This window comes from Halomonas sp. SIMBA_159 (assembly GCF_046536035.1).
Taxonomy (GTDB): Bacteria; Pseudomonadota; Gammaproteobacteria; order Pseudomonadales; family Halomonadaceae; genus Vreelandella; species Vreelandella venusta_A.
In genome coordinates this window covers 1-559 of the sequence record NZ_JAWJBT010000077.1, presented here as the reverse complement: position 1 = coordinate 559, position 559 = coordinate 1, and the positions used below count along the sequence as shown (strand labels likewise).

The 559-nt window shown below is 51.5% G+C and carries 2 protein-coding genes; both read left to right on the top strand.

Annotation, left to right across the window (positions count from 1 at the left end; all coding sequences use genetic code 11):
* The first annotated feature begins 105 nt into the window (after positions 1–105).
* Positions 106–435 (top strand): DUF2523 family protein, encoded by a 330-nt coding sequence (locus R0J87_RS18415; RefSeq protein ID WP_342393540.1) that lies wholly within the window; start codon positions 106–108, stop codon positions 433–435.
* A gap of 1 nt (position 436) precedes the next feature.
* Positions 437–559 (top strand): zonular occludens toxin domain-containing protein (locus R0J87_RS18410; RefSeq protein ID WP_498887981.1); only part of this gene is annotated, 123 nt, incomplete at its 3' end.

Below are 559 nucleotides of genomic sequence, written 5' to 3'. Positions count from 1 at the left end.
GCCGATTCAGTTTTGACATTGGTTATGGGGTCTGGAGCTTTATCCGGGCATGTATTTTGTTCTCTGCGGCCCTGCTCTGTCGTCGCTTAGTCTTTGGAGGTTAACGTGTACGTTGGAATGTTTGACTGGATAGTGATTTTGTTCAACATGCTGCTTGAGTTCCTGTACCGCATGTTGCTTTCAGGGCTGGAAATGCTCAAAGACTTGTTTTACTTGCTGTTTGAGCAAATTCTCGCAGGGGCCAAGATGCTGGTTGGTTCCATTGCTAACCTGCTGGCCCCGATTAATCTCAGCCAGTATCTGACGGGGTTGCCCACTGAGATTGGCTGGGTGTTTGGACAGCTCGGCTTGCCCCAGGCCATTACTATGATCATCACGGCCATCACCATTCGCCTGATACTGCAGCTGATACCGTTCACACGTCTGGGGTCATGACATGATTAACTTGCTTATCGGTCGCCCCGGTGGCGGCAAGTCTTATGAGGCGGTGGTCTATCATATCATCCCGGCGGTTCAGGCTGGCCGTAAGGTGATCACCAACCTGCCCCTTAACATCGCG